This is a genomic window from Enterobacter sp. 03-F-07-AD-ECC (assembly GCF_047530935.1).
Taxonomy (GTDB): domain Bacteria; phylum Pseudomonadota; class Gammaproteobacteria; order Enterobacterales; family Enterobacteriaceae; genus Enterobacter; species Enterobacter cloacae.
The window spans coordinates 443332-464556 of record NZ_JBLKBZ010000002.1; the positions used below are offsets into that span (position 1 = coordinate 443332).

The 21225-nt window shown below is 55.7% G+C and carries 18 protein-coding genes and 1 pseudogene; 4 read left to right on the top strand and 15 right to left on the bottom strand.

The genetic code is table 11. The features are described 5' to 3' along the window. Window position 1 precedes the first annotated feature (1 nt). The 6 genes from hscB to trmJ all read right to left on the bottom strand — a co-directional run bounded on the left by hscB (window position 2) and on the right by trmJ (window position 4134). On the bottom strand, window positions 2-517 hold the full coding sequence (gene hscB / locus ACMWKA_RS04875; protein ID WP_020690034.1) for a co-chaperone HscB: 516 nt from the start codon (window positions 515-517) through the stop codon (window positions 2-4). 80 nt (window positions 518-597) lie between these two features. Further along, window positions 598-921 carry an iron-sulfur cluster assembly protein IscA gene (iscA, locus tag ACMWKA_RS04880; RefSeq protein WP_003860659.1) on the bottom strand — a complete coding sequence of 108 codons (324 nt, stop codon included), beginning with the start codon at window positions 919-921 and terminating at the stop codon, window positions 598-600. Window positions 922-934: 13 nt separating this feature from the next. Further along, entirely contained in the window at window positions 935-1321 is a 387-nt protein-coding gene (gene iscU, locus ACMWKA_RS04885) for a Fe-S cluster assembly scaffold IscU (protein WP_003860661.1), read from the bottom strand. A gap of 24 nt (window positions 1322-1345) precedes the next feature. Beyond that, the gene (gene iscS / locus ACMWKA_RS04890) at window positions 1346-2560 is read right to left on the bottom strand and encodes a cysteine desulfurase (RefSeq protein WP_414760038.1); all 1215 of its coding nucleotides are present in this window, start codon (window positions 2558-2560) and stop codon (window positions 1346-1348) included. 117 nt (window positions 2561-2677) lie between these two features. Continuing rightward, window positions 2678-3169 carry a Fe-S cluster assembly transcriptional regulator IscR gene (iscR, locus tag ACMWKA_RS04895; protein WP_013098294.1) on the bottom strand — a complete coding sequence of 164 codons (492 nt, stop codon included), beginning with the start codon at window positions 3167-3169 and terminating at the stop codon, window positions 2678-2680. 239 nt (window positions 3170-3408) lie between these two features. Next, the gene (trmJ, locus tag ACMWKA_RS04900; protein ID WP_013098295.1) at window positions 3409-4134 is read right to left on the bottom strand and encodes a tRNA (cytosine(32)/uridine(32)-2'-O)-methyltransferase TrmJ; all 726 of its coding nucleotides are present in this window, start codon (window positions 4132-4134) and stop codon (window positions 3409-3411) included. 131 nt (window positions 4135-4265) lie between these two features. Between trmJ and suhB the strand changes: the two genes are divergently transcribed. Further along, window positions 4266-5069, top strand: coding sequence for an inositol-1-monophosphatase (gene suhB, locus ACMWKA_RS04905; protein WP_013098296.1), 804 nt, complete (start codon window positions 4266-4268; stop codon window positions 5067-5069). A gap of 61 nt (window positions 5070-5130) precedes the next feature. On the opposite strand, the pseudogene ACMWKA_RS04910 reads toward suhB, so the two are convergent. Together ACMWKA_RS04910 and ACMWKA_RS04915 are read right to left on the bottom strand one after the other, a co-directional pair. Then, a pseudogene (locus ACMWKA_RS04910) lies at window positions 5131-6025 on the bottom strand (nickel/cobalt transporter). Further along, window positions 6016-6654, bottom strand: a complete 639-nt coding sequence (locus tag ACMWKA_RS04915; protein WP_023620117.1) for a DUF1007 family protein — start codon at window positions 6652-6654, stop codon at window positions 6016-6018. Before ACMWKA_RS04915 ends, ACMWKA_RS04910 begins: the two are co-directional and overlap by 10 nt. A 125-nt stretch (window positions 6655-6779) precedes the next feature. Here ACMWKA_RS04915 and csiE point away from each other — a divergent pair, with 125 nt between their 5' ends. Beyond that, window positions 6780-8057, top strand: a complete 1278-nt coding sequence (csiE, locus tag ACMWKA_RS04920) for a stationary phase inducible protein CsiE (RefSeq protein ID WP_148790426.1) — start codon at window positions 6780-6782, stop codon at window positions 8055-8057. Here the strand turns inward: csiE and ACMWKA_RS04925 are convergent, their stop codons facing one another. After that, complete coding sequence (locus tag ACMWKA_RS04925; protein WP_013098300.1) at window positions 8058-9197, bottom strand: 3-phenylpropionate MFS transporter; 1140 nt, start codon at window positions 9195-9197, stop codon at window positions 8058-8060. It lies immediately after the preceding gene. Window positions 9198-9369: 172 nt separating this feature from the next. Between ACMWKA_RS04925 and ACMWKA_RS04930 the strand changes: the two genes are divergently transcribed. Then, the gene (locus ACMWKA_RS04930; protein ID WP_013098301.1) at window positions 9370-9792 is read left to right on the top strand and encodes a DoxX family protein; all 423 of its coding nucleotides are present in this window, start codon (window positions 9370-9372) and stop codon (window positions 9790-9792) included. A gap of 53 nt (window positions 9793-9845) precedes the next feature. On the opposite strand, the gene glyA is transcribed toward ACMWKA_RS04930, so the two are convergent. Then, entirely contained in the window at window positions 9846-11099 is a 1254-nt protein-coding gene (gene glyA / locus ACMWKA_RS04935) for a serine hydroxymethyltransferase (RefSeq protein WP_013098302.1), read from the bottom strand. A 303-nt stretch (window positions 11100-11402) separates the two neighbouring features. On the opposite strand from glyA, the gene hmpA reads away from it, so the two are divergent. Further along, a complete protein-coding gene (hmpA, locus tag ACMWKA_RS04940; RefSeq protein ID WP_095453317.1) occupies window positions 11403-12593 on the top strand; it encodes an NO-inducible flavohemoprotein in 1191 nt (396 codons plus the stop codon). An 81-nt stretch (window positions 12594-12674) separates the two neighbouring features. Here the strand turns inward: hmpA and glnB are convergent, their stop codons facing one another. The 5 genes from glnB to purL form a co-directional block, all read right to left on the bottom strand. Continuing rightward, window positions 12675-13013 carry a nitrogen regulatory protein P-II gene (gene glnB, locus ACMWKA_RS04945; RefSeq protein WP_003860685.1) on the bottom strand — a complete coding sequence of 113 codons (339 nt, stop codon included), beginning with the start codon at window positions 13011-13013 and terminating at the stop codon, window positions 12675-12677. Window positions 13014-13093: 80 nt separating this feature from the next. Further along, window positions 13094-14431, bottom strand: coding sequence for a two-component system response regulator GlrR (gene glrR / locus ACMWKA_RS04950; RefSeq protein WP_013098304.1), 1338 nt, complete (start codon window positions 14429-14431; stop codon window positions 13094-13096). Further along, window positions 14418-15155: a two-component system QseEF-associated lipoprotein QseG gene (qseG, locus tag ACMWKA_RS04955; RefSeq protein ID WP_148790425.1), complete on the bottom strand. Its 738-nt coding sequence runs from the start codon at window positions 15153-15155 to the stop codon at window positions 14418-14420. Before qseG ends, glrR begins: the two co-directional genes overlap by 14 nt. A gap of 1 nt (window position 15156) precedes the next feature. Then, window positions 15157-16584, bottom strand: a complete 1428-nt coding sequence (gene qseE / locus ACMWKA_RS04960) for a two component system sensor histidine kinase QseE/GlrK (protein ID WP_023620113.1) — start codon at window positions 16582-16584, stop codon at window positions 15157-15159. 529 nt (window positions 16585-17113) lie between these two features. Further along, window positions 17114-21001: a phosphoribosylformylglycinamidine synthase gene (purL, locus tag ACMWKA_RS04965; protein ID WP_108452819.1), complete on the bottom strand. Its 3888-nt coding sequence runs from the start codon at window positions 20999-21001 to the stop codon at window positions 17114-17116. Window positions 21002-21225: the final 224 nt, after the last annotated feature.

A 21225-nucleotide genomic window follows, 5' to 3' on the forward strand; every position in this document is an offset into this window, starting at 1 on the left:
ATTAAAAATCGAGCAGCTTTTCTTCGAGTTGTTCAGCACTGCTTCGCAGTTTATCGAGAAAACGGAGTTTGCGCACAGTGTCTGCCGCCACGTCCCAGGTCTCGTTGTTCAGTTGCGCCACCATCTGCTGATGGCGGGTATCAAACATGCCCTTCACGCGCGTGATGAACCCTTCCAGACGCGCTTCGTCTTTGGCCTGTTCAATCTCATCCAGCTCTTCGCGAAGCGTAAGCTGTTCCATCAGAAACGCCGTGTCGCGTACGGTGTGTTGTTCGCTCGCCAGATCAAAGCCGTGGAGCGAAAGCAGATATTCAGCACGCGCCAGCGGATGGCGCAGCGTCTGCCAGGCCTGGTTGATGGTCGCGGATTGCGACACCGCAGCCAGTTGTTCAGCCTGAGTACCGCTGGCGAATTTGTCCGGATGATACTGACGCTGCAGGTCCTGAAAACGGATCGTCAGCGCCTGGAGATCAATCGGGTATTGAGCGGGTAAACCGAAGAGAGTGAAGTAATCCATAACAATCTCAGGGGTAGCCTGTTAGAACAAACCCCACGCGTAGCAAATAAAGCCACGGTGGGGTTTCGGATGACGCGCGATTAAACGTGGAAGCTTTCGCCGCAACCACACTCGTCTTTGACGTTCGGGTTCGTGAATTTGAACCCTTCGTTCAGGCCTTCTTTTACAAAGTCCAGCTGAGTGCCGTTGAGGAATTGCAGGCTTTTGCCATCGACCACCACCTTCACGCCCTTGTCTTCAAACACAGTGTCATCGGACGCTGGTTCGTCAACAAACTCCAGTACGTAAGCCATACCAGAACAGCCGGAGGTACGTACGCCCAGTCGCAGGCCAAAGCCTTTACCACGGTTCGCCAGAAAAGAGCTTACTCGCGCGGCAGCGCTGTCGCTAAGGGTAATCGACATACTCAAACCTCAATTATTTTGCTTCACGTTTGCTTTTGTAATCCGCAATGGCGGCTTTGATCGCGTCTTCTGCCAGGATAGAACAGTGAATTTTCACCGGTGGCAGTTCGAGTTCTTCAGCAATATCCGTGTTCTTGATTGCCTGTGCCTCGTCCAGAGACTTGCCCTTCACCCACTCGGTGACCAGGGAGCTGGACGCGATAGCAGAACCACAGCCGTAGGTCTTGAAGCGCGCGTCTTCAATGATACCTTCATTGTTGACTTTAATCTGCAACTTCATCACGTCGCCACAGGCTGGCGCGCCAACCATACCGCTACCTACGCTCTCGTCGCTGTTGTCAAAAGAGCCAACGTTGCGCGGGTTCTCGTAATGATCGATAACTTTTTCGCTGTATGCCATGATTGAATTCTCCTTATGTACCGATTAGTGATGTGACCATTCAATGCTGTTCAGATCCACGCCCTGCTTGAACATTTCCCACAGTGGAGAAAGGTCACGCAGACGGCCGATGGAGTTGCGAACCAGCTTGATGGTGTAGTCAATCTCTTCTTCGGTAGTGAAACGACCTAAAGAGAAACGGATAGAGCTGTGTGCCAGCTCGTCAGTCATACCCAGCGCGCGCAGCACGTAGGATGGCTCCAGGCTTGCAGACGTACAGGCAGAACCGGAAGAGACCGCCAGGTCTTTCAGCGCCATGATCAGCGATTCGCCTTCAACATAGTTGAAGCTCACGTTGAGGATGTTGGGTGCGCCCTGCTCGAGATCGCCGTTCAGATACACTTCTTCCATATCTTTCACGCCGTCCCACAGACGGTTACGGAGCGTGCGCAGGCGCGCCATCTCGGTTTCCATCTCTTCTTTCGCAATGCGGTAAGCTTCGCCCATGCCCACAATCTGGTGAACAGGCAGCGTACCGGAACGCATGCCGCGCTCATGACCGCCACCGTGCATCTGCGCTTCAATGCGGATACGTGGCTTACGACGAACGTACAGCGCGCCAATGCCTTTCGGGCCATAGATTTTGTGGCCGGAGAAGGACATCAGGTCGACTTTCAGCTGGCTCAGGTCGATTGGCAGTTTGCCCACGCTCTGAGTCGCGTCCACGTGGTAGATGATACCGCGGGCGCGGCACATTTCGCCGATGGTCGCGATATCCTGCACCACGCCGATTTCGTTGTTTACATGCATGATGGAAACCAGGATGGTGTCATCACGCATCGCCGCTTCGAGCTCTTTCTGGTCAATAATACCGTTGCTCTGTGGCGCCAGGTAAGTGACTTCAAAGCCTTCACGCTCGAGCTGACGGCAGGTGTCCAGCACAGCTTTATGTTCGGTTTTGCTGGTGATGATGTGCTTGCCTTTTTTCTGATAAAAGTTGGCTGCACCTTTGATCGCCAGGTTGTCGGATTCAGTCGCACCGGAGGTGAACACAATCTCACGCGGGTCGGCACCCACCAGGTCAGCAATCTGATTACGGGCGATATCTACCGCCTCTTCAGCATGCCAGCCAAAACGGTGTGAACGGGAAGCTGGGTTACCAAAGTTTCCGTCCAGGGTCAGACACTGCATCATTTTCTCGGCAACACGCGGGTCCACCGGCGTGGTTGCGGAGTAGTCGAGATAAATCGGTAATTTCATTGCTCTATAAACTCCGTACATCGCTTCAATGCAAGGAATCAGGCAACCGGCTGGATGTACGACCGAGTACACGGGGCAGCTTCGCCCCGGCCTGATTCTGAAATACTTATCTTTTTATTACGCGCGTAATTTAACGTCGATAGCGTCCTGCGCGCGGGTGCTGCGTTGAGATTCCTGGCTGTGCTGACGGCCCGATACATCCAGAACTTCCTGGTTATTCACCAGTTCACCGAGGGTGATGTTGTTCAGGAAGCCGGTCAGGCGGTCGCTCAGATCGCGCCACAGCGCGTGGGTCAGGCACTTATCGCCGCCCTGGCAGCCACCTTTACCCTGGCAACGAGTCGCGTCAACGGATTCGTCAACCGCACTAATGACTTCGCCAACCGCAATACTGCCAGCGTCTTTACCCAGCAGATAACCGCCGCCAGGGCCACGAACGCTGGAAACCAGTCCATTTTTACGCAGTCTGGAGAACAGCTGTTCCAGATAAGAGAGGGAGATCCCTTGTCGTTCAGAAATATCAGCCAACGGAACCGGGCCCGCTTCGGAGTTGAGCGCAACGTCCAGCATCGCGGTTACGGCATAACGCCCTTTAGATGTCAGTCTCATGTCTTACTTAACCTCAAACTCGCCCCTGCCCGGGGTTTTTTATAGTAAAATGGGGTATTGCATAGCAGGGCCAAGTCTGACATTCCTGACTAAATTGGTCAACTATTTACTTGACTGTTTTAGTCAGGTATTTAACCTTCCGTGCTCTCATTGTTTTTGTCGGGTGGCGCTACGCTTACCCGACCTACAAAACCGTAGGCCTGTGCAAGCGCAGCGCCGCCAGGCAACAACGCGCACCGTTATTCTTTATTCTTCTGCTCAATCGACGCCAGAATCCCACGCAGGATGTTCAGCTCCTGGCTTTCCGGACGCGCACGGGTGAACAGACGACGCAGCTTATTCATCACCTGCCCCGGATGGCCTTCGCGGATAAAACCGGTAGAGAGCAGCGTCTGCTCCAGGTGACCATAGAAGCGCTCCAGATCGTCCACCAGCGGATAGGCGGTCTCTTCTTTCGGCTCTGCCACTTTCTCCTGGGTCGCCAGCCAGGCCATCCGCACTTCGTAGGCAATGACCTGTACCGCCATCGCCAGGTTCAGCGAGCTGTATTCCGGGTTCGCCGCAATTGCGACGTGGTAATGGCACTTCTGCAGTTCGTCATTGGTCAGGCCGACGCGCTCACGCCCAAACACCAGCGCCACAGGCGCCTGTTCCGCTTCTGAGACACTTTTCAGGCCGCATTCGCGCGGGTCCAGCATTGGCCACGGCAGCGTACGGGAACGCGCGCTGGTACCGACGACCAGACTGCAACCCGCCAGCGCTTCGTCCAGGGTATCAACAATTTGCGCGTTGCCAATCACGTCGCTGGCACCGGCGGCCAGTGCGATGGCCTGAGAGTCCGGCTTCACCAGCGGATTAACCAGCCACAGATTCGTTAAGCCCATGGTTTTCATAGCGCGGGCAACGGAGCCCATATTGCCGGTATGCGATGTTTCGACCAGCACGATTCGAATGTTTTGCAGCATAGTTTTGGATGTCTGAATTCAGTGTCTAAAGAATATTCGGGCATATTATCATAAACGAGAGACATATTCCGATCCCGCTGCTATACTCTGCGCCGATTTTCCTGTTCTTTAACATCCAGTGAGAGAGACCGATGCATCCGATGCTGACCATCGCCGTGCGCGCAGCGCGCAAGGCGGGTAATGTAATTGCCAAACACTACGAAACGCCAGACTCCGTAGAAACCAGCCAGAAAGGCAGCAATGATTTCGTGACTAACGTCGATAAAGCCGCAGAAGCGATTATTATCGAAACGATCCGCAAATCTTACCCACAGCACACCATCATCACCGAAGAAAGCGGTGAACATGAAGGTACCGATCAGGATGTTCAATGGGTTATCGATCCACTGGATGGCACCACCAACTTTGTTAAACGCCTGCCACACTTCTCTGTGTCTATCGCAGTACGCATTAAAGGCCGTACTGAAGTTGCCGTTGTTTATGATCCAATGCGTAACGAACTGTTCACCGCTACCCGCGGTCAGGGCGCGCAGCTGAACGGTTACCGTCTGCGCTGCAGCAATGCACGCGATCTGGACGGCACCATTCTGGCGACCGGTTTCCCGTTCAAGGCGAAACAGCACGCAACCACCTACATGAATATCCTCGGCAAACTGTTCACCGAATGCGCGGACTTCCGTCGCACCGGCTCTGCCGCGTTGGATCTGGCCTACGTGGCGACCGGCCGCGTTGACGGTTACTTCGAACTGGCGCTTAAGCCGTGGGACTTTGCTGCGGGCGAGCTGATCGCGCGTGAAGCAGGCGCACTGGTATGCGATTTCACCGGCGGCCATAACTATATGTCTACCGGCAACATCGTTGCAGGTAACCCACGCGTTGTTAAAGCCATGCTGGCAAACATGCGTGATGAACTGAGCGATGCGCTGAAGCGTTAATCCCGGTAATTCCCTCTCCCTGTGGGAGAGGGTCAGGGTGAGGACATCAGACCGCACCCTACTAAAACGGCCGCAATCCCCTTCCCACCGGCACCGCACTCATCCACATCGTCACCGCCGCTACCAGCAGAATCACCCCGCCCGCCAGCGCGAGCGTCGTCCAGCCAACCTGTCGCCACAGCACCGGCGTCTTATTGCCGCTGAGTTTTACCGCCAGTTGACGGAAGCTGTGAACCAGTAATGCCAGTGATGAAATGGTCAGGGACGTTCCTGCCGCCATAGCCAGCGCAGAGAGCATGCCCCAGCCGAATACGCCAGTCGTCGCCGCTCTGCAACTGCGCCTGCGTAGGCAGATGCTGATGTCCGCAGCCGCAGTGGGCATCATGGACATGATGTGGCGTAAAGGATTTGAAGGTTGGCTTTTGCAGCAGTACGCGCAGTTTTTTCAGCGCCCGCCAGCAGAGGATCCCCCCCAGCACGCCCACCAGCGCATAACTTCCCTTCTCCAGCCAGAAACTGCTCAGGTGCAGCTGACGAGCGGGAAGCTGTAACAGCGAGAGGACGACCACTACCAGCCCGATAGCGACGCCGCCCTGCAGCAGCGAAGAGGCTAGCGTCAGACCGATGCTCGATTTCAGCTTCGAGGGATGCGTGGCAAGCCAGGTAGTGATCACAATCTTGCCGTGCCCCGGCCCCAGCGCATGCAGCACCCCGTAGACAAAACTGAATGCCAGCAGGGAACCACCTGCTTTTGTTGGGTTATCCGCCACCGCCTTGAGTAGTCCACTCATCTGCTGGTTAACGTCACGCTGCCAGAGAATGCTTTTCATCATAACCTGCGGCCAGGCCTGCCATAACCACAGCGCGCCGCACACGGCCAACAATAAAAAGAGCGCCAGCGGCCAGAGATGAAGCCAGCGACGTGGTTTGCGGGCGGAAGAGGCGATCACTGACATTGTAACGTCACCTGCTGTGCAAACTGTTTACCCAGTTCCATATCTTCAGGAGGGGCATCCTCTTTATCCAGAGAGACGGCGAAGTTGAGCGTCTCTTCGCTGGGTTTTGGCGTATGAACAGCGAGTTTGCAGGATTTTTGCAGGGTAGTCGGTAGCGTCACGTCACTCTCCTTCGCATAGCTCATATCGACGTAATAGGTGGGGTCGAAGGTGGAAAAGGTATACGTCTGTCCTGCCAGCGGCTGAGGATGCGCCAGCGGGAGAACAAACGTCAGCACCGCCTGATGACCGTCGCGCGACATGCCGTACTCCGTCGGGCGATTCATAAACTTCACCTTTTGTCCGTTATGCCAGAACTCGGTGAAGTAGTGCTGTCCCAGCACGTTGGCCATGACCTCCGCCGCCAGCTTTTTCCAGATCTCATCGCCTGGCTTTGCGTTTCCCGCGTCATACAGGAGATCGGCCGAGGTGATTTCATCCATCGTCCAGCGCATTTTCAGGCCGCTCAACTGGGTTCCGTCAGTCACCAGCTCGGTTTTGAGACTGATAAAACTGTGAGGATGCGCGCCGGCGGTGAAAGTGATAACCGCCAAAAATAACGCCATCGCGCTGTGTTTAACTGTTTGCATCAATTCCTCACGTCAAAAATTCTGTGATGTTCGCCAGCAATCCTGAGTGAAAGGGCTGCCGGTACGCTTTTCAGCGTCGATCCTTTAGCTATTCTTACCAGACATTCACACTGGATACCCAACAGATGATGACAACGCTTGAAATTCCATCTGTGCTTTCCAGTTCGCAGCGCCGCTGCCAGGTGCTTTTGATGCTTTACCTGCCCGATGCTGCCGTCACCGCACAGAGCATAATCGTAACCAACGGCGTGGACGACGCCATGGCACGGCAAGATATAGCCGAGACGCGCGATGAAATCCAGCGCTATCACCGGCTGGACATTGTCACGCACCATGACGGCAGCTACCGGATTGAAGGCACGGTCCTGAATCAGCGTTTATGTCTGCTGCACTGGCTGCGCAGGGCGCTCCGCCTGTGCCCACATTTTGTTTCACAACAGTTTACCCCGGCGCTTAAAACCGCGCTTAAACAGCAGGGCATCGCGCGTCCGCTTTATGACGATACGAATCTGCGGGCGTTGATCAGCTTCTGTTCGCGAAAGCTACAGCGCCCCTTTGACTGCCGTGACGTGCAGTTTTTACAGCTCTTCTTGCAGTATTGTTTGATCCAGCATCACCAGGGCAATACGCCGCAGTTTTCCCCCATTCAGCGCAGCTGGACACAGTCGCGAGGGGAATACTTTACGGCGCAGGAAATTGTGCGTCACTGGAAACGCCGCGTGCCGCAGGGCACCCACAGCGACGAACAATTGTTCCTCGCGCTGCTGTTTATGATGCTGCGCACGCCCGATCCGGTGCTCGATAAACATCAGCAGGATCAGCGTCTGCGCCGGGCCATCGTGCGGATGATTGCCCGTTTTCGCGCCCAGACAGGAATGAACTTCAGCGATGAACAAGGGCTGACCGATCAGCTCTACGTTCATCTGGCACAGGCGCTGGACCGGTCGCTGTTTGAGATCGGCATCGACAACAGCCTGCCAGAAGAGATCCATCGCCTTTATCCCCGTCTGTTACGCACCACCAAGGAGGCGTTGTTTGAGCTGGAGGCGGAGTTTGGCCTGCGTTTTTCTGATGAAGAGATGAGTCTGGTGGCGGTGATTTTTGGTGCCTGGCTGATGCAGGAGACCGATCTGCACGAAAAACAGGTGGTGTTATTAACCGGAGAGGATAAATCCTGTGAAGAAGTGATTGAACAGCAGCTACGCGAACTAACGCTGCTGCCGCTCAATATTCGTTATCTGACGCTGCAGGCTTTTCAGAAAGAGGGAGCTCCGCGCGAAGCGGCGCTGGTCATTACCCCTTACCCCACCGCCCTGCCCCTGTTCTCGCCGCCGCTGATCCACGCCGTGGAATCGCTGAACGCACAGCAGCAAGAACATATTCGCGCCATGCTGGAATCGTAGTCAGGCGCGCGCGGCCACTTTCGGGCGAATAAACATCGCCGGTAGCGCGACCAGTGCCATTACCCAGAACACGCCGTGTCCCAGATGTTGATACAGGAAGCCCGCAAAGACCGTCATCACGGCAATGCTGCCGCCCATCGCCACCGCAGAATAGACCGCCTGCAAGCGAATCACATCCCCGCCTTCACGCGCGGCGATATAGCGCATGGCCGCCAGATGGCAGACGGTAAAGGTGCCGCAGTGCAGAATTTGCGCCACGATCAGCCAGGGCAGTTCGGTCGTCCAGCCCATAATGCCCCACCGCGCCACGCCACACACGGCGGAGAGCAGCAGCAGGTCGCGCGCGCCGAAGCGGCGGAACAGTTTCTTGCTGAGCGCAAAGATAATCACTTCGGCCACCACGCCAAGCGACCACAGGTAGCCCACAGCAGAGGCAGAGTAACCGGCGCCCTGCCAGTAAATGGCGCTGAAGCCGTAATACGCCGCGTGCGCCCCCTGAAGCAGGCAGACGCAGGCCAGAAAACGCCAGCTTTGCGCCACCAGGCTTCGCCAGGCGGGCCAGCCTGCGCTTTCCTGATGGCGACTTTCGCCTTGCGGCATGACTGACGGTCGCAGCAGCATGCCCAGCAACATCGAGGCGATACCGATGCTTAGCAGGGCCAGAATGGCGCGGTAATCGTAAAGGCTGACCAGTTTCCCCACCAGCGCAGAGCCAATCACAAACGCAATGGAGCCCCACAGGCGCACGCGACCGTAGTCCATGGTGATCTGCTTTTGCCAGGTGTTTGCCAGGGCGTCCGTCAGGGGAACCAGCGGGGAGAAGAACAGGTTAAAGCCGACCATCACCACCATCAGCCAGGCAAACTGATGGCTGACCCAGAAGCAGGCCACAAAGACCAGCGTTAGCAGGGCAAGAATACGCACCGCTTTGATGAGTAAGGAGGGATCGCTGACGCGCGGTGCAATCAGCAGGCTGCCAAGGAAACGCGCCACCAGCCCCGCCCCCAGCAGGACACCGATGGTTTCCGGAGTAAGGCCAATTCCCTTGAGCCAGACGCTCCAGAAAGGCAGAAAAATACCGTAACTAAAGAAATAGGTGAAATAGCTGAGCGCCAGCCAGCGCGTGGAATGCAAGACCATGAATCCCTCCCGAAATGGAGGCCATAGTCTGGCGAGAATATAAAAATTAAGCAAGTAGATAGCCTGCTATAAATTAACGAAAAATTAACATTCAGTGCAATCGTCTGGCTTATGGCAGGGAACGAAAATGTGTATTACGTTTAAATTACTCCACTTGCAGAGGTTTTCTGCCATGAACTCACTTCGCTATTTCGATTTCGGTCAGTCACGCCACCTGTTGTTGTTGATTGCCCGTATCGCGCTTGTCGTACTCTTTATTATCTTCGGCTATCCAAAACTGACGGGGTTTAACGGCACCGTACAATATATGACGTCGCTTGGCGCGCCAATGCCCATGCTGGCGGCCATTATCGCCGTGGTGATGGAAGTCCCTGCCGCCATCCTGATCGTGCTGGGCTTTTTCACCCGCCCTCTCGCCGTACTGTTTGTGTTCTACACGCTGGGCACGGCAGTAATTGGTCACCATTACTGGGACATGACCGGGGATGCGGTTGTGCCGAATATGATTAATTTCTACAAGAACGTCAGTATTGCGGGCGCATTTATCCTGCTGGCGATTGTGGGACCGGGAGCAATATCCCTCGACCGACGTTAAGACATAAAAAAAGGCCGCAAACGCGGCCTTTTTATTTCTGCTAAGCAGAAGAATTATGCGTATACCGGGAAGCGTGCGCAGATATCCAGAACTTTCGCTTTTACGCGCTCAATAACCGCTTCGTCATTGATGTTGTCCAGAACGTCACACATCCAGCCAGCCAGCTCTTTCACTTCCGCTTCTTTGAAACCGCGGCGAGTAACAGCCGGAGAACCGATACGGATACCGGAGGTCACGAACGGACTCTTCGGATCGTTTGGTACGCTGTTTTTGTTCACGGTGATGTTGGCGCGGCCCAGGGCGGCGTCAGCTTCTTTACCGGTCAGGTTCTTATCAACCAGATCCAGCAGGAACAGGTGGTTTTCAGTACCGCCGGACACCACTTTGTAACCACGGTTCAGGAACACTTCCACCATCGCTTTGGCGTTTTTGGCAACCTGCTGCTGGTAGACTTTGAACTCTGGCTCCATCGCTTCTTTCAGCGCGACGGCTTTTGCCGCGATCACGTGCATCAGCGGGCCGCCCTGTGCGCTTGGGAACACAGCGGAGTTCAGTTTTTTGTACAGCTCTTCATCGCCGCCTTTCGCCAGGATCAGGCCACCGCGTGGACCCGCCAGGGTTTTGTGCGTGGTGGTGGTCACAACGTGAGCATGAGGAACCGGGTTCGGGTAAACGCCCGCGGCGATAAGACCGGCAACGTGCGCCATATCCACGAACAGGTAAGCACCGATGCTGTCTGCGATTTCACGCATTTTTGCCCAGTCAACGATACCGGAGTAAGCAGAGAAACCACCGATGATCATCTTCGGCTTGTGCTCTTTAGCCTGCTTCGCCATGTCTTCGTAGTCAATTTTGCCTGACTCATCAATACCGTAAGGGATGATGTTGTACAGTTTGCCAGAGAAGTTTACCGGGGAGCCGTGAGTCAGGTGACCGCCCTGCGCCAAGTTCATACCCAGAACGGTATCGCCCGGCTGCAGCAGCGCGGTGTAGACCGCGAAGTTTGCCTGAGAGCCGGAATGCGGCTGGACGTTAGCGTAGTCAGCGCCAAAGAGTTCTTTCGCACGGTCAATCGCCAGTTGCTCAACGATATCAACGTACTCGCAACCGCCGTAGTAGCGCTTGCCCGGGTAACCTTCAGCATATTTGTTGGTCAGCTGAGAACCCTGCGCCTGCATGACGCGCGGGCTGGTGTAGTTCTCGGAGGCGATCAGTTCGATGTGCTCTTCCTGACGTACTTTTTCCTGCTCCATAGCCTGCCACAGTTCGGCATCATAATCGGCAATGTTCATTTCACGCTTTAACATCCGCATCTCCTGACTCAGCTAACAAGTAAAATTTGGCCTGAAAAGGCAGTCCTGTTGGACGACGGGCAACAGTATAACTGAATAGTTCTGTGATAACAGGTCTTGACAAACGATTTTACGCAAACGTTTTCCTTCACGCCACGCAAGGGTTTGAGGAATAAAGCCCTCGTCATTTTCAACGGATTTCTTTTCAGGTTTGTGATGCATATATTTCATCTTGCAAAGAACCATTTACATCGCAGGGTTATTTTTATAAGATGCATTTAAAATACATCATTAAGTTCACATCAGAAGGACGCGCTCATGCTCGACGCTCAAACCATCGCTACCGTTAAAGCCACCATTCCCCTGCTGGTGGAGACAGGCCCTAAGCTCACCGCTCATTTCTACGACCGCATGTTCGCGCACAACCCGGAGTTGAAAGAGATTTTCAACATGAGTAACCAGCGTAACGGCGATCAGCGGGAAGCACTTTTCAATGCCATCGCGGCCTACGCCAGCAACATTGAAAATCTGCCAGCCCTGCTGCCTGCGGTGGAGAAAATCGCGCAGAAGCATACCAGCTTCCAGATCAAACCCGAGCAGTACAACATTGTGGGCGGTCACCTGCTGGCGACGCTGGACGAGATGTTCAGCCCGGGCCAGGAGGTACTGGACGCCTGGGGCAAAGCTTACGGCGTGCTGGCAAACGTCTTTATCAACCGTGAAGCGCAGATCTACAGCGAAAACGCCAGCAAGAACGGTGGCTGGGAAGGGACCCGCGCCTTCCGCATTGTTGAGAAAACGCCGCGTAGCGCACTGATTACCAGTTTTGAGTTCGAGCCGGTGGATGGTCAACCCGTTGCCGATTATCAGCCGGGGCAGTATCTCGGCGTCTGGCTGAAGCCTGAAGGTTTCCCGCATCAGGAGATCCGCCAGTACTCCCTCACCCGTAAGCCAAACGGCAAAGGCTACCGTATTGCGGTGAAACGCGAGGACGGCGGTCAGGTTTCCAGCTGGCTGCATAACGAAGCCAGCGTGGGCGACGTGGTTCATCTGGCTGCGCCGGCGGGCGATTTCTTTATGGCCGTTGAGGCAAATACCCCGGTGACGCTGATCTCTGCGGGTGTGGGTCAAACGCCAATGCTGGCGATGCTGGACACGCTGGCGAAATCCAGCCACAGCGCGCAGGTTAACTGGTTCCACGCCGCTGAAAACGGGGATGTGCACGCCTTTGCTGATGAGGTGAAAACGCTGGGTGCTACCCTGCCGCGTTTCACCGCGCACACCTGGTATCGTCTGCCAACGGCTGCCGATCGTACAGCGGCCCGCTTTGACAGCGAAGGGTTGATGGATTTACGCCAGCATGAAGGTGCGTTCAGCGCGCCGGAGATGCAATTCTACGTCTGCGGTCCGGTGGCGTTTATGCAGTATGCCGCGAAACAGCTGGTTGAACTGGGCGTCAATAAAGACAACATCCATTACGAATGTTTTGGTCCACATAAAGTGCTGTAATACAAAAAGCCCCTCGTTCGAGGGGCTTTTTTTGCCGGATGGCGGCTGCGTCTGACCCGGTCTGCAAAACCGCTGGCAATGTTAAATCGCAGCGTCGTCTTCTTCGCCGGTACGGATACGGATGACGCGCGCCACGTCAAAGACGAAGATTTTACCGTCGCCAATTTTACCCGTTTGCGCCGTACGAATAATGGTATCCACACAGGTATCGACAATATCGTCGCTTACCACGATTTCAATTTTCACTTTCGGCAGAAAGTCCACCATGTACTCTGCACCACGGTAAAGCTCGGTGTGGCCCTTCTGACGACCAAAACCTTTCACTTCGGTCACGGTCATACCGGTGATGCCCACTTCCGCCAGTGCTTCACGTACATCATCCAGTTTGAAAGGTTTAATAATCGCATCAATCTTTTTCATGGTGGGTCCTTAAACTCTTGCCTGTAAGCTGCGTCGTAATCGATTGCTCACAGTATCATATTCATTCGAAGTTTGCGGTACTACTCTTTAAAATCGTTGGCTTCCAGCTCATGGCGTGACAGCAGCTTATAGAACTCGGTGCGGTTGCGTCCGGCCATGCGTGCCGCGTGGGTCACGTTACCTTTGGTGATCTGCAACAGCTTACGCAGATAGTTTAGCTCGAACTGGTTACGCGCTTCGGCAAACGTCGGCAGTGCCGTGTTCTCGCCTTCCAGCGCCTGCTCCACCAGCGCGTCACTGATGACAGGTGACGACGTCAGCGCCACGCACTGCTCTATCACGTTGACCAGCTGGCGCACGTTTCCCGGCCAGCTTGCGGCCATCAGCCGCTTCATCGCATCGGTGGAAAACGCCCGCACAAACGGTTTGTGGCGATCCGCAGACTGGCGCAACAGGTGATTCGCCAGCAAAGGGATATCTTCCGCACGTTCGGCCAGCGCCGGAATTTTCAGGTTCACGACGTTCAGGCGGTAGTAGAGATCTTCACGAAACTCATTGCGCGCCATTACCTTTGGTAAATCACGGTGCGTGGCGGAGATGATGCGCACGTTAATGTCGATATCGCGGTTGCTGCCCAACGGGCGCACTTTTCGCTCCTGCAGCACGCGCAGTAATTTGACCTGCAGCGGTGCAGGCATGTCGCCAATCTCGTCCAGGAAAAGCGTGCCGCCTTCTGCCGCCTGGAATAGGCCTTCCCGGCTGCTGACTGCACCGGTGAACGCACCGCGGGCGTGGCCGAACAGTTCAGACTCGAGCAGTTGTTCCGGCAGTGCGCCGCAGTTAATGGCAATAAAGGCGTTTTTGCTGCGCGGGCTGGCATTATGGATGGCCTGTGCCAGGATCTCTTTCCCGGTGCCGCTCTGCCCGTTAATCAGGACGCTGACGTCAGACTGCGCCACCATCCTGGCCTGTTCCAGCAGACGCAGCATGATGGGGCTACGCGTGACAATCGGCTCCCGCCACGCCTCATCGCTCGACGGAGCTGCATGTTCCAGCGCACTGTCGATGGCCTTATACAGCGCGTCTTTATCCACCGGCTTGGTCAGGAAGCTGAAAACCCCCTGCTGTGTCGCCGCGACGGCATCCGGGATCGAGCCGTGCGCCGTCAGGATAATCACCGGCATGCCCGGCTGCTGCTTCTGGATCTCTGCGAACAGCTGCAGGCCATCCATTTCATCCATCCGCAGGTCGCTTATCACCAGGTCAATTTTCTCCCGGGCGAGAATTTTGAGCCCCTCCAGCCCGCTTTCAGCCGTCACGACGCTGTAGCCTTCACTGACCAGACGCATTCCCAACAGCTTGAGTAAACCGGGATCGTCATCCACCAGCAGGAGATGGGCAGGTTTACGGCTCGTCATGCTTCACATCCTCTTGTTTCGGTGTATCGCTGTCCGGTGCAGCAGATGAACTCGCTGGTTGATATTTACGCGACGAGAGCTGTCTTTCGATATCGGTCAGGTTCTCCAGCTTACGCGTCGTGGTATCCAGTTGCGTACGCAAATGTTGTTGCTGCTGACGCAGGGTATCCAGCTCGCTGTCGGTTGACTGTTGCAGCTTGCTGTAACGGGAGCGCTCTTCAGACAGCTGAAGTTGTAATGTCTGCCCATCGCGCCAGAGCTGGTAAATCGGGCGTACCTGAGCAGGAAGCGTTGCGACAAAGGTGTCGAGCCGCGTGACGTTCGTGCGTCGTTCGACAGGGGTAATTTTGGCATCCCCAAGCAATATTCCGCGCTTGAAGGCGTCCTGCCAGGTATCGTCGTCCAGCATCGCCGCTTTTGAGCGGGCTTCAACCGGAGCCAGACGCTGCGCGCAGTCTATTCCACGTAGCCAGAACAGAGGATTGGTTTCGACGTCATGCCCCGACAGGTTCCAGATGTCGTCGCAGCGGGTTGAGAGAAAATCTGCCAGCTGATTCTCTGGCCATTTATCTTCCTGTTTATCGCTAATGGCACTTTTTGGCACATGGGAAACACACCCCGCCAGCAATAAACAAGGCAGGCTCAGGCGCAACGTTTTACGGGAAAACACCGCGCGTATGGCGCGGAAAAAGACGTGTGACATACTCACCAGACATAGCTTCATTTTATTGGTTTTTCCGGCTCAGGGGCAGTTCGATACGGAAGCAAACATCGGAACGTTCATCCGTGACAATGTTTAGCTCCCCCTGCATGCGTCGTATACAGTCCCGGGCGATACTTAACCCCAGACCGCTTCCTTTAACCGCACCTTTTCGCTGATGACTTCCCTGGAAGAAGGGTTCAAATATCATCTCTCTTTCGTCATCGGGGATCGGGGTGCCGGTGTTGGCGACATCAATAAAGACCCGTGAACCATTCGTATAGCTTCGGATATAAATGTTACCGGATTCAGTACCATAGTGCACCGCATTGGAATAAAGATTATCCAGAACGCTCATCAATAACATCGGTTCAGCCAGGCAGGTTGGCTCATTCAGCGCCACCCCGGTATGCATCATTTTAGCTCTTGCAGGCAAGCTGTGGGCAGAGATCACCATATCCACCAGCGGCTCAATCTCGACATTTTCAAGGACGACCGCTCCATCCGCCAGCTTGCGGTTGTAATCGAGCAGTTGCTCAATTAATTTCTGCAGATTGCGGCTGCTGGCGTCGAGGATCTCAACAATCTCTTTCTGCTCCACCGTCAGCGGCCCCGCCACTTCGTCTGCCAGCAATTCCGTGCCTTCGCGCATGCTGGCCAGCGGCGTTTTGAGCTCGTGGGAAATATGACGTAAAAACTGATGACGCTGGGATTCCAGCCACGACAGGCGCTCCGAAAGCCAGATAATCCGCTGCCCCACGGAACGCAACTCGCGCGGGCCTTTAAAGGCCACCGTATCGCCCAGTGATTTCCCCTCCCCCAGACGATTGATCATCCGCTGGATGCCCTTCACCGGGCCGATGATCATTCGGGTAAAAAGTAACACCAGCGCGAGGCTGACCAGGAACAGCACCAGCGCCTGCCAGCCAAAGAACTGACCGCGTTCGGCAATCTCCTGCTGCAGTTGCTGACCGCGAGAGAAAATCACCGCACGGGTAGACTGCACCATCTCAGCATTGGCATTGGCAAAGGCTTCAAGGCGCGCGGCTGCGGCGGCATCAGGGCCACTGTTCTTACACTGCAACTGGGCCAGGTCGTTCAAATCCTGACGTAATGCCTGGTAGAGCTTATCGTCCGGCAACACGCCGGCATGCGCATCCAGCATCTCGCTATAGCGTTTACGCTGATTCTGGTAGACCTTTTCCAGCGTGCGATCGTCAAGCACGCAATACTGACGATAGCTACGCTCCATCTCCAGCGCGGCGTTGGTCATCGCCTCACTGCGTCTGGCGTCAATGAGCGTCGTGCGGTTAGTCAGTGCCGCCTGAGCACTGAGCGCGTTCAGGCTTTGCCACGCCTGCCAGGCCAGAATCAGTAAAGGCAGCAGGATCAGCAAAAAGGCCATCATTACGAGTTGACGCAGGGAACGGGGGAAAACGGGCCAGCGTTTCAACGCATTACTCTCTTTGAATGGGTTTGAGGAGAGCGTAACTGAGTCTGCCCTTCAGATACAACAAAGCCGGGTAAAAACCCGGCTTTGTCATGGAATGAGGCGGTGCCTAACTCGACGTTTCGCCCTGTCCTGATAAAGCAACGCTATGATCAGTAGTTGGACGGCAGGCACCTTTTTGTGCGTCATTCGAAGTTTATGTAGCACGTCCCGAAGGGGCTGACATAAGAAGGTGAATGAGCCACTGATTAATATTATGCAATAGATGTGCCAGAATGCAAATAAATATATTATCACATTGATATTTATATAATTTATGGGTTTCCACCGTTAATTGCTCGCTGAATGATTTCCAGGCTAAGTGTCGCTAATCAGCAACACCTTAACGGGAACCGCCCCTGCCATATATAAATCAATGAGTTAAATGTCTCCTTTTGGAGACAGTGGCATGACGGGTCTGTCGCGAAATTGCGACAGACATAAAAAAGCCCGGTAGCGCTTTCGCGTACCGGGCTTTAAAGGGCAATATCGATTAACCCAACTGTTTACGTGCGTTGCGGAAGATACGCATCCACGGGCTGTCCTCACCCCAGTTTTCCGGGTGCCAGGAGTTGCTCACGGTGCGGAACACACGCTCAGGGTGTGGCATCATGATGGTCGCACGGCCACTTTCGCTGGTGACCGCCGTGATCCCGTTCACCGAGCCGTTCGGGTTAGCCGGATAGGTTTCCGTCACCTTGCCGAAGTTATCGACAAAGCGCAGCGCCACCAGGCCTTTGCTCTCAAGCTGAGCCAGATGGGCGGCATCACGCACTTCTACCTGACCTTCACCGTGAGAAACGGCGATTGGCATCTGCGACCCTACCATTCCCTGCAGCAGCAGAGACGGGCTCTGAGTCACTTCGACCAGGCTGAAACGTGCTTCAAAGCGGTCGGACTGGTTACGCACAAAGCGTGGCCACGCTTCACTGCCCGGGATCAGCTCGCGCAGGTTAGACATCATCTGGCAGCCGTTACACACACCAAGCGCCAGGGTTTGCGGACGATGGAAGAAGTTTTCGAACTCATCACGCACGCGGCTGTTGAAGAGAATGGACTTCGCCCAGCCTTCACCGGCACCCAGCACGTCACCGTAGGAGAAACCGCCGCACGCCACCAGCGCATGGAAATCTTCCAGACCGGTGCGACCTGCCAGCAGGTCACTCATATGAACGTCGATGGCATCAAAGCCCGCACGGTGGAAGGCCGCAGCCATCTCAACGTGGGAGTTGACACCCTGCTCACGCAGCACGGCGACTTTCGGACGCGCGCCGGTCGCAATGTACGGTGCAGCGATGTCTTCGTTGATGTCGAAGGAGAGCTTCACGTTCAGGCCAGGATCGTTGTCGTTGGCCTTGGCGTTGTGTTCCTGATCGGCACAGTCCGGGTTATCACGCAGGCGCTGCATCTGCCAGGTGGTTTCCGCCCACCACATACGCAGCGTGGTGCGGCTTTCGCTGAACACCGCATGGCCATCCGCTTCAATGACGAAACGGTCACCCTGAACGGCTTTACCCAGGTAGTGTACGCAGTCTGCCAGGCCGTGCTGAGCCAGCAGGGCTTCAACCGCGTCACGATCGGCCGCGCGCACCTGAATCACCGCGCCGAGTTCTTCGTTAAACAGTACCGCCAGACGATCTTCGCCAAGCGTCGCGATGTTCGCTTCAACACCGCAATGTCCGGTGAAGGCCATCTCCGCCAGGGTCACCAGCAGGCCGCCGTCGGAACGGTCATGGTAGGCCAGCAGTTTACGCTGCGCCACCAGCGCCTGAATGGCATCGTAGAAACCTTTTAACTGTGCCACATCACGCACGTCCGCCGGTTTATCACCCAGCTGACGGTAAACCTGTGCCAGCGCGGTGGCACCCAGCGCGTTGTGACCTTTACCCAGGTCAATCAGCAGCAGGGCGTTGTCTTCGGTCGAGAGCTGTGGGGTCACGGTATGGCGCACGTCTTCCACACGGGCAAACGCGGAGATGATCAGCGACAGCGGCGAAGTCATTTCGCGCTGCTCGTTGCCTTCCTGCCAGCGGGTTTTCATCGACATGGAGTCTTTACCCACTGGAATGGTCAGGCCGAGCGCAGGACAGAGCTCTTCACCCACCGCTTTCACAGCTTCATACAGGCCCGCGTCTTCGCCCGGGTGACCGGCAGCGGCCATCCAGTTCGCGGACAATTTGATACGTTTGATATCGCCAATCTGGGTCGCGGCGATGTTAGTCAGTGCTTCACCGACGGCCAGACGAGCAGAGGCCGCGAAGTCCAGCAGCGCTACCGGGGTACGTTCGCCCAGCGCCATCGCTTCACCGTAGTAGCTGTCGAGGCTCGCGGTGGTCACGGCGCAGTTCGCCACCGGGATCTGCCATGGCCCCACCATCTGATCGCGCGAGACCATACCGGTCACGGTACGGTCGCCGATGGTGACCAGGAAGGTTTTCTCCGCCACCGCAGGCAGGTGCAATACGCGATTCACCGCGTCTGCTACGGTAATGCCCTGACGATCCAGCGCGTTGCCCGCCGCTTTGCGAGTCTGCACGTCGCGGGTCATCTTCGGCGTTTTGCCGAGCAGCACGTCCAGCGGCAGATCGATTGGCTGGTTGTCGAAATGGGTATCGCTCAGGGTCAGGTGTTTCTCTTCGGTCGCTTCACCGATTACCGCGTACGGCGCGCGCTCGCGGCGGCACAGCTCGTCAAACAGCGGCAGCTGATCGGCTGCGACGGCCAACACATAACGCTCCTGAGATTCGTTACACCAGATCTCCAGCGGGCTCATGCCCGGCTCATCGCTCAGAATGTCGCGCAGGTTGAAACGGCCACCGCGACCACCGTCACTCACCAGCTCCGGCATGGCGTTGGACAGGCCGCCCGCGCCAACGTCGTGGATAAAGAGGATTGGGTTTGCATCACCCAGCTGCCAGCAGCGGTCGATCACTTCCTGGCAACGACGCTCCATTTCCGGGTTGTCACGCTGAACGGAGGCAAAGTCGAGATCGGCGTCAGACTGACCGGATGTCATTGAAGAGGCCGCACCGCCGCCCAGGCCGATGTTCATCGCCGGTCCACCGAGGACGATCAGCTTCGCACCGACGACGATCTCACCTTTCTGCACGTGATCGGCGCGAATGTTGCCGATCCCACCCGCCAGCATGATCGGTTTGTGGTAGCCGCGCAGCTCTTCGCCGTTGTGGCTGTCCACTTTCTCTTCATAGGTACGGAAGTAACCGTTCAGCGCCGGACGACCAAATTCGTTGTTGAATGCCGCGCCGCCCAGTGGACCTTCGGTCATGATGTCCAGCGCGGTCACGATGCGCTCTGGCTTGCCGAAATCTTCTTCCCACGGCTGTTCAAAGCCCGGGATACGCAGGTTGGAAACAGAGAAACCGACCAGGCCCGCTTTTGGTTTCGCACCACGGCCCGTCGCCCCTTCGTCACGGATTTCACCGCCGGAACCGGTCGCCGCACCCGGCCACGGAGAGATCGCCGTCGGGTGGTTGTGAGTTTCCACTTTCATCAGGATATGCGCCGGCTCCTGATGGAAGTCATAGCGCCCCGCTTCGCGATCGGCGAAGAAGCGGCCCACCTCGGAACCTTCCATCACTGCGGCGTTGTCTTTATAAGCAGACAGCACGTGGTCAGGGGTTTTCTCCATGGTGTTTTTGATCATTTTGAACAGCGACTTCGGCTGCTGTTCACCGTCAATAATCCAGTCGGCATTGAAAATCTTGTGGCGGCAGTGCTCAGAGTTAGCCTGCGCGAACATATAGAGTTCGATGTCGTTCGGGTTGCGGTTCAGCTTAACGAACGCATCCTGCAGGTAGTCAATCTCATCTTCTGCCAGTGCCAGGCCGAGACGCAGGTTAGCGTCAATCAGCGCCTGACGGCCCTGCCCCAGCAAATCCACGCTCTGTACTGGCGCAGGCTGATGATGGGAGAAAAGTTTCTGCGCATCATCCAGAGAAGCAAATACGCTCTCCATCATGCGGTCATGCAGCTCTGCGGCCACCGCCTGCCACTGGGCGTCGCTCAGGGTGGAGGCTTCAACGTAATACGCCACGCCGCGTTCCAGACGGTTAATCTGGTTCAGACCACAGTTGTGAGCGATGTCAGTCGCTTTGGAAGACCAGGGGGAGATGGTGCCTGGACGAGGCGTCGCAAGGATCAGTTTACCGGTTGGGGTATGGCTGCTCAGACTTGGGCCATACTTGAGCAGGCGTTCCAGCTGTACGCGCTCCTCTGCATTCAGGGGGGCATTCAGGTCAGCAAAATGGACATACTCAGCGTAAATATTGCTTACCGGAAGGTCGGCTGCCTGAAAACGTGCCAGCAGTTTGTTAATACGGAAGGCAGACAGTGCAGGCGAACCACGCAGAATTTCCATCATAAGTCTCTCGTCTTCGAAGCGCCGGGGCGCTTACAGTGTGCGCAAGGGGGGAAAACGGGCGTCATTATAGAGAATCCTGAGCGTCGACGAAACCGTTTGCGTCGAAATAAAATCGACAGCGTCGTTTAACAATAGATGTGACCTCTCTCTCTAATTTGTTGCCAAGTGGCGTAACTTTACGCAAAATGCCGCTCAATCAATGGCAAACCTTATTTTTAACATGG